At 59.3% G+C, this 8,103-nt stretch carries 7 protein-coding genes; 4 read left to right on the top strand and 3 right to left on the bottom strand.

Features of this window, described 5'->3' with window-relative positions; translation table 11 throughout:
* A partial coding sequence (locus OXM58_20900) for a hypothetical protein (protein ID MDE0150824.1) occupies positions 1 to 304 on the bottom strand: 304 nt, incomplete at its 3' end.
* A 1,002-nt stretch (positions 305 to 1,306) separates the two neighbouring features.
* Between OXM58_20900 and OXM58_20895 the strand changes: the two genes are divergently transcribed.
* Positions 1,307 to 2,716 carry an ATP-binding protein gene (locus tag OXM58_20895; GenBank protein ID MDE0150823.1) on the top strand — a complete coding sequence of 470 codons (1,410 nt, stop codon included), beginning with the start codon at positions 1,307 to 1,309 and terminating at the stop codon, positions 2,714 to 2,716.
* Positions 2,717 to 3,010: 294 nt separating this feature from the next.
* Here the strand turns inward: OXM58_20895 and OXM58_20890 are convergent, their stop codons facing one another.
* Positions 3,011 to 3,730, bottom strand: a complete 720-nt coding sequence (locus tag OXM58_20890) for a serine protease (GenBank protein ID MDE0150822.1) — start codon at positions 3,728 to 3,730, stop codon at positions 3,011 to 3,013.
* Between the two features lie 628 nt (positions 3,731 to 4,358).
* On the opposite strand from OXM58_20890, the gene OXM58_20885 reads away from it, so the two are divergent.
* A complete protein-coding gene (locus OXM58_20885; GenBank protein ID MDE0150821.1) occupies positions 4,359 to 5,291 on the top strand; it encodes a pentapeptide repeat-containing protein in 933 nt (310 codons plus the stop codon).
* 103 nt (positions 5,292 to 5,394) lie between these two features.
* Here OXM58_20885 and OXM58_20880 read toward each other — a convergent pair whose 3' ends face one another.
* On the bottom strand, positions 5,395 to 6,225 hold the full coding sequence (locus OXM58_20880; protein MDE0150820.1) for a CBS domain-containing protein: 831 nt from the start codon (positions 6,223 to 6,225) through the stop codon (positions 5,395 to 5,397).
* Positions 6,226 to 6,819: 594 nt separating this feature from the next.
* Between OXM58_20880 and OXM58_20875 the strand changes: the two genes are divergently transcribed.
* Together OXM58_20875 and OXM58_20870 are read left to right on the top strand one after the other, a co-directional pair.
* Positions 6,820 to 7,329: a glycine-rich domain-containing protein-like gene (locus OXM58_20875; GenBank protein ID MDE0150819.1), complete on the top strand. Its 510-nt coding sequence runs from the start codon at positions 6,820 to 6,822 to the stop codon at positions 7,327 to 7,329.
* Positions 7,326 to 7,934, top strand: coding sequence for a hypothetical protein (locus OXM58_20870; protein MDE0150818.1), 609 nt, complete (start codon positions 7,326 to 7,328; stop codon positions 7,932 to 7,934). Before OXM58_20875 ends, OXM58_20870 begins: the two co-directional genes overlap by 4 nt.
* The last annotated feature ends 169 nt before the right edge of the window (positions 7,935 to 8,103 follow it).

Here is an 8,103-nt window from a genome sequence, read left to right as displayed (position 1 = left end):
CCGAGGTTGGGCGTGCCGGTGAAGCGGTCGCCGAACAGGGCGACGCCGTAGCCGACGGCGCGAAGGCGGCGCCGCCGCTCTCGACGGTGCGCGACAGCGCCACGCCGGCCAGCAGCCAGTCGCCCTCCCAGTCCACGCCCAGCACGCCGGTCGCGGTCTCGCCCGCGAACGACAGGCTGCCCGAACCGCCCGAGCCGCCCGACGTGTCCGACAGCACCTTGCCCCAGCTCGTCATCGCGCCGCCCAGGCCCGGCACTTCGCCGGTCGTGAAGTGGAACGCGCTGCCCGGCAGCAGCTCGCGCATCGTCAGCCGCCGCGCCGGGACGCCGGCCGAGGCCCCGGTCCCGGGCCGGGCCCCGGTAAAGGATCCGGTAAAGGCCCCGGTAAAGATTCCAGTCCGGGCGCCGCCGACATCGTGCCGTGCGAACCCAGCGTCAACAAGGATCGGGTGGCGCCGGCGGCGGGACCGGCGCGGGCATTACGGTCTACAGAGAAAGCGAGCAGTAACAGGGATTTGCCGGCGGCGGACGGGCGCGGACGACGGCTAGGCAAATCATTGGGACTTGACAGGAATGCGCGCGATAATGAGAGCTATCGGGCGCAACCCGCGCGAGGCCGCCGGAACGGCGCCCGGCTGCGTCATCCGACAGGAGCCGTCTTCGGGCACGGCGCCCTCGACGCCGATACCCGACGGCAAGGGCCGCATCCATCGATCCGCTCCCGACCGCGCAAGCACCGGCTGTCCCGGTCGAGCCTCCGACCGCGGCAGCCTGACCGGACGTTGGTAGAGAAACGCGGAGCCCGCGTGAAACGCATTAATTTGCAGGAATCGATAGCAAAAATGTTATGGTATGCGAGAGGCCGCGATCGTCCGTGACGGGGATCCCGGCGCCGTCATGCTGAACGATCCCGCCGGACCGCTGCCCCGGACCGGCGCCCTGTGTCGCCCGCCGGCGCCCCTGTATTGAAATATCCCGCGTCCGATTTGATGACCCGGGCCGCGTTCGTCTCTCAGGCGCGCGCGGAACCCAAGAAATCGACAACCCATCGAGACGCTGGAAGGATCGGGTTTTCCGTCAGGCCGTTGCGATCAGCCGCGAGACCGCGGACGGCGACCGCCCCGGCTTTGCGGCCGGGAGACAAGCTGAGAGCGATGACAGATGCCGTGATGAGCAATCGCCGAGCACGGCAATGGGGGCGTCAGAGCGGTTGACGGCGGCCTGACTGGCTATGCCATCAAGCGCCGAACGCTGCGCCCGGCGGCTCAGGGAGCCGCACGTTCATGGGCCGCTTACCGGAACAAACGATGGAAAAGGATTCCATTGGCCGACGCATTATCTTGCAATCAGCCGGACTCCGAACTTACAATTGGCCGATGTCGAGTCCGGTCTTCTATCCCCGATCCGTCGAGCGCCAGCTTGTCGAAGCGCTAGAGGATTCTCCGGTCGTGCTGATACATGGCCCGCGTCAGTGCGGCAAGACCACGCTTGCTCAATTCACCTGTGCGCCGAACTACCTGACGTGGCGTGGCGACCACCTGACTTGGCTTGGCAACCGGCTCGCATGGGGATACTCCCGGGAAGACCGGGACTACAGCTATTTCAGCTTCGACGATCCCGTCACGAGAGACGGCGCCCTGGCGGACCCGACGGGTTTCGTTGCCGACCTGCCGGAGCGCGTCATCCTCGACGAAATCCAGCGTGTTCCTGAGCTGTTTGAAGCGATCAAGATAACCGTGGACCGCCATCGAGCTCCGGGTCGTTTCCTGCTTACGGGCTCCACCAATGTCTTTCTCGTTCCCCGATTGTCGGATTCGCTGGCGGGACGCATACAGATCGTGCCCTTGCATCCTTTGACACAGTTTGAGCTTACGGGTCATTCAAACCCGTCCCGTCCCGATGCGGACTTCCTGAACGCCCTGTTCGGAGACGGTTTCCCGATATTCCAATGCGAGCGTCTGGGTGGGCAGCTTGTCGAGAAGATCGTTGCCGGCGGCTATCCTGCGGCCTTGGAGCGCCCGACAACGAGGCGCTCGGCCAACTGGTATCGCGACTATGTGGAGGCGCTCGTGCAGCGCGACGCGCGGGACATAACGCGGGTCCGCTCGCTCGAAGTATTGCCACGGCTCCTGCGCGCCGCAGCCGCGCAGACGGCCCAACTCTTCAACCTCAGCAGTCTGGCCTCGCCCTTCGAACTCAGTCGGCCTTCAATCGGGGACTACGTTACGCTTCTCGAGAGACTTTTCCTGCTGGAACGCCTCCCTGCCTGGCACGGCAACCGACTGAAGCGGCTGGTCAAGAGCCCGAAGTTGCATCTCACCGATACCGGCCTCGCCGCAGCCTTGCTCGGTGCTGACGCCAAGGCTGTGGCGGCAGATCGAACCCTCCTGGGCCAATTGCTGGAAACGTTTGCATTTCAGGAATTGCGAAGACAAGCGAGTTGGCAGGACACACCGACCGGGTTCTTCCATTTTCGGGACAAGGACGGCGCCGAAACGGATATCGTGATGGAGCAGGCGTCCGGCGCCGTCGCCGGCGTCGAAATCAAGGCGGCCGCGTCGGTGAGTTCGAAAGACTTTCGCGGATTGCGCAAACTCCAAAAGGCGGCCGGCGACCGCTTCGTCCGCGGTGTCGTGCTCTTTGACGGCGAGACCAGCATTCCCTTCGGCGACCGTTTTCATGCAGTGCCGATGTCCCGGTTGTGGAAGATGCCGTAGGCGCCATGGATACTTACAGCGTCCGAGCCGCGGGCATCGGCATCTTCCACCTCGGCATGGGAATTTCATGAAAGACTGAATGACCAGAGACAGCTTCAGGCGCGTGGCCGTCGATGAATGCTCGGCCTAGCCATATCCTGGGATGGCAGGGCAATATCGATGCAAGGCCGGGCCGAGTGCCTTGCCGGCTTTCTTAGGTCGGTGGGTTTCACCCAATCACAGGGGAGACCAACGCGCAATCGAGTACCATACGACCAAGACCGACAAACCTGGCCATTGAAAACTTGTCCTCATTCAATCTGTTCTTGATGTTGATGAAATTTTGTTGAGTGCTCTCATAAGCACTTCTGCTTCAACGTAGTATGCTGTCTTCGACACATATGTTCCTTTGATCAAGACGCCTGCGAAACGGTATTCCTTCCTTGTCGGGTCTTGGTTACTTATCCAGAAAACAGGACTTCCACTAAATCCGTCTAGTGTGGAACAATGCGAAACATCGCGCAGCCTCATCACATGGCAATGAGCCATCGGAGCCCTTCCCACTCGATCACCTTCAAGTATCACGGGCTGCACCTTGATCTTAGCCGTGTCAAAATTTATACCTGATTTGTCTGAAGGAAATCCTCGAAAAACTAATTTACCGGTCGGAGGCGGTGTAGAATTGACCAACTGCTCGGATAAATCAAACGGCGGACTGTCCCTGAAACAACGTTGGTCGAACATCGTTAGCTCGATAGGCAAAATTGCTAGATCTGCGTAATCCGGGTCGTCTTGTTCGGCAGAAACCAAGGTCACCTGAGCATTGTGTGGCAGAAACTCTCGCACTTCTGGGTGAATCATTACGCGAAGTGCTTCGGCATCATAACTCCCGATTACATGTCCTGCAGTAACGGCATACAATTGTTGATGGTAAAAACAGAGAAAGGCGGTACCGTGGGCTGAGTAATCGAAGCCTTCGAGCTCATTCTCGAACATCATCATTCTTGATGAATTCAATAAAGTCTGAATCTTCATAGTCACTCCCAGCGATATGTGACACGTGGAAGAATATCGCTTCTTGCCTCGGATCTAATGCCCGAGGAATCCTAATATCATATGCTGGTACCGGACGTCATGTAAGGTCAATTCTACTGGCCGGCGCTGCTGGGTGTCCGCGCACCCGCGTCCCCGTCTTCCTCCGCCTCGTGGCGACAGCCCTCCGAATTCCGATGATTCCCGCGGGCTCGCCCGCGCACAGCAATGGGCACGCCTGGGACAGAACGCTAGGCCGACGATACCTTGGATTCCAGAGTGAACGGCAAAATCCCCGCTGACTGTCCGCGGGTTCAAGCAGGCAGACCGAGGGCCTGAATGTCTCGCATTGTCGAAACACCACGCCCGCATTCCGGCAATCCCGATATGATCGAGACCCGACACGCTTTCCATCGTAGGAACTGCGGCGCCACACTTGGCGAAGACGTATCTCAGGCATAGTCGCTGGCCGACGCGAGAATGCCACGCCCCGATGGAGTATCAAGTCCCAGTACACCGCTTTCCGCAATCTGGACAAGCTGTACATTCCTAGGCCAACACGGCCTTGACTTACTGGCTTCGCAGGCGGGAGGACCCTCCTGTTCTGGAATTCTTGCGAAAGGGAAAACAGATGAGAAATCGCTGGCGCGCCGCTGTCCACAACATCCTCTCCGACGACCGGCTTGTGCCAATTCTCATTGCAGCCGTCCTGGCCGTGCTCGTCATCTTGATACTCTGGGCACTCTCCCCCTGGTACGAAGGGCAGCCCGGCGAGATTCTCCGAGGCATATACATCGAAGCCACTGGCGCAGCGATGGACATTGTCGTCTTCGGGTTTGTCCTCGCCCTATTGGTATATTGGACAAACCGCCGCCGCGAGCGCGCCTTGGAAATAGCCAGACATAAAGAATTGATTGACGACTTCAAGAAATGGGACGCCGACGAGGCGCGCTACAGGATTGCTGGAGCGCTCAGGCGACTCAACCGCCTGGGCTGCACGAAGATTGATTTCTCCGGTATCGAACTGAGCGATTTTTCGTTCGGTTGGCATGAAATCGAAAGCATCGAGGGCTCGACGTTCTATGACGGCAGCTGGGGTACTTTGAGTCGCAAGGACAATGTTGCCTTGGAAAGAGTCGACTTCTCCGACCTGGATTGCCGGAACGTTGTGTTTTCCAAATTCAATCCCTTTTCTAGGCTCGGCCTGCGATTACGATTCGCTACGTTCAAGGATTGCAATTTCCGCGACGCCCGTATGCAAAGCGCCGTATTTCGCGGTGCTCACCTTGAGTGGACGCAACGGCCACCGGATGAAATGGGAGAGTGGGTAGAAATCGAAGATGGGAACAGCGCGTTTCACCAAACCTATTGGCCACCATTCGATGGAGTAGATTTGAGCGGTGTATCTTTTCAGGATGTATGCTTTACGAATGCCGATTTCCGTGATGCTTTGAACGTGCAGGGCTGCTCGTTTTCCGGTGCCGAAGGTTTGGCCGAGTGCTTGTTCGACAACGATGAAATAAAGAAACGAGCCCAAGAGGCCGCTAAGTCGGGGAATCGATAGATTAAGATCAGAAACTTAACCTGTACCCCGAAAAGCGTTGAAGCGCCTCTCGGTCAATGGAGCCACGGGATGCCATGGCCTAATCTGGACCCTTGAGTGTTAGTTACCTGATTGAGATTGCTGCGGACAATTCCTCTTCAATTCGAAGAATTGTCCGAACCGCTGAACACACTTTGCCAGCCATCTTTGGGGTTTCGGCATAGTAGTTGGCATGGGCGATGTCATTGCGTAACCTGACGATTGAGTTGAAATCGCGTTTCAGCCCCGTCGCGCTTCCGGGAATCAGCCGTCTCTTGCGTATGATCGTGGCCTTGTCCGCAAGTTGGCTTAACGCGATTTCACTGACAAAACCGTCTTCCATCTTGGCCCTGTCAATCGCTTCCTGAATGGCCGCCCGCCGGTCTATGCTGAGCACCGCAAGCCAGCCCGTGCCGCTGTCGGCGTTCCATTCTTTCTCGATCCGTGCAGCCATCGTCATTTCCAGACGGGTGACCAAGGTGAACAAGGCAGCGCGAACCGGCAACTGTTGCAGGTCCGAAAGGCTAACCAGACCGGCCACCCGATCGCCCGAGACGACAAGCCTGGTGGGTTGCTCGTCGGCCCTCTTCACGAAGTCGACAATGCTTGCGTCCGCCCCGATCACGATGCCTTCCGAGAAGGGTACGAAATTATCGTCGATCGCCTCCTGAGGGGCTCTCTCGCAGAACCATCGCGCCGCCTCATAGAGACCCAGGATGCGTTCCTCCCCATCCACTATGGGCAGAAAGCTGAAATTCTTCGTGTTCCGGTCCGCGACATCGCTGGCTGTCTCGTCGCGCCGACAGGTCTGCAGTTCGGCCCGCGGCGTCATGATCATGTCGACCGTGAGGCCTCGCTGCACCCGGTCGAGCACATCGCGTCCAGTGTCGCCAGAATTTGCCCAGCGGACCGTCATGGTTCTGCTACCTCGCTGCAGACGGTCAAGCGCCTGCGACTCCCGTAAAATTCTCTTGCCTTCGAAGCCTCGGCGCCGCCAGTAACCTCTCGGCCGCACTCATGGCAATACTCCCAACACTATCCGCGATGCCGGACATCTTCGATCACGATTGCGATGTGCGGCTACAGTCCTTGCGGAGCTTGCCGGAACGCTTTCCGCCGATTTCGGCTCGAGAGTATCCGTTCGGCGCTCAGGGCATGAGCGCTGTGACAGGTCGGCGAAACGGCCGGAAGGTGGCATCATCCTCTGGGATTGCAACTTCCAGCAGTGACCGCGCGCATTCCATCCCCCGGATACCGAAAGGTTGTAAGCGTGCAGCGCTCTGCGGACGGGGTTCGGCCGAGATTATCCACTCAGCACCCAGGGCCGAAGCGGATCTCAAAGTTGGGTGTCGGATGAACGGGGAATATCTGCGTCGGCTACGTTGGTGAGAATCGGCACTGGGCGTCGATTGGGCGCGTACTTCGCAAGCGGGCTCCGGCTTGCGTTTGCGAGCTGCGTTGAAACACACTGCCAATGTTTCGACGCAGTCCTTATGGAGAGGTATCGCCCATGACGAGGCAGGAATTAGTGCAGGACGACATGGCCACCGAGAGCGACAAACTGGCTGAGCTTCCTGTCTTCTCGGTGGACTTGCGAGAGGCGGCCCGCCGGTCGGAGTCCGAAGTGTCCGAGTGGGTTCCCGAACGGCTCGACCAAGCGATCCAGCGTTACCGGAAGTTCTTCCATCTGGCCAGCCTGGACCCCGGTGTCGCTCCGACGCGAGAGATTGACATGATCTGGCATCTGCATATGCAGGCGCCAGTCGCCTACTACAATGATTGCATAAGGCACTGCGGGCGCATCCTGGACCATGATGGCGGTTTCGGCAAAACGCCGGAAGAGGCGGTGATTCTGAGCCAGGTCTTTTCCAGGACCGCCGAGCGCTGGCAAGAGGTTTTCGGAGAGCCCTATGTGGCCGACACGAGGAGTGGAACAAGGTGCTGGCATGACTGCCAAAACCGATGCTGGCACGCGTGCAAGAGCGTGTCGGCGGATGTCTCCGCAGTGAATTCCCGGTGACCGACCCCATAGACGCTATCCGTGCCGGATTGAACCGCAACGGCCTGGTCACGTGTTCGGTGAAGAGAGAGGCGGTTTGCGAAGTATTGTCCGGGATAGCGCAAATTGTGGAGCAGACACAGGTACGGCAGCTCGACGGAGCCACAACGTACCTGTGCGGGCACGATGCGGTACCGTTGCATACGGACCATCCCGAGGCCCGTTGGGTCGCGTGGTGGTGCGAGGCCCAGGCGAAGCGCGACGGCGCGAGCGTCCTGGCGGATGGACAGGCTGTGCTCTCATTGATGGGCGACCGGGCCGAAGCCCTCAAGGAGGCCGAGCAGCATGTGCCGCCGCAGTTGCCGCGACAAGTTCTTGAGGCAGCCCCGGTCTGGAACGGGGAGCGGCTCTATTTCGCGCCCTGGTATCCGCTGGTGCGTACGACAAGTGCAGGCAGTCGGGCCTTGGGGTTCTTCAAGAGTTTGCTTGCCATGGGGTTCGGTCACCGACGCATTCGGCTCCTGCCTGGCGACTTGTTGGTCTTAGACAATGGTCGCTGGTTGCATGGCCGCGACAAGCTCGAGAGACACAACGATCGGTTTCTCCACCGTTTCTGGCTGCAATAGCGCCCGTGCCTTGGGCGAATAGGCCATACCAACACTTGCTACTAGACCACGCACCAGTGTTCTTGTGGCGAAACCTAGAGGTCGAGGCCGCTAGCTCGCCGGGTCATGGTCGTAGGGCTTCAGTCGCACTTCGGCCGGAAGTTCGAACTGGACCGAGTAGCGTTTGGTG

This window comes from Rhodospirillaceae bacterium (assembly GCA_028819475.1).
In the GTDB taxonomy this organism is placed as follows: Bacteria; Pseudomonadota; Alphaproteobacteria; order Bin65; family Bin65; genus Bin65.
This window is presented reverse-complemented; position numbering and strand designations above follow the sequence as displayed.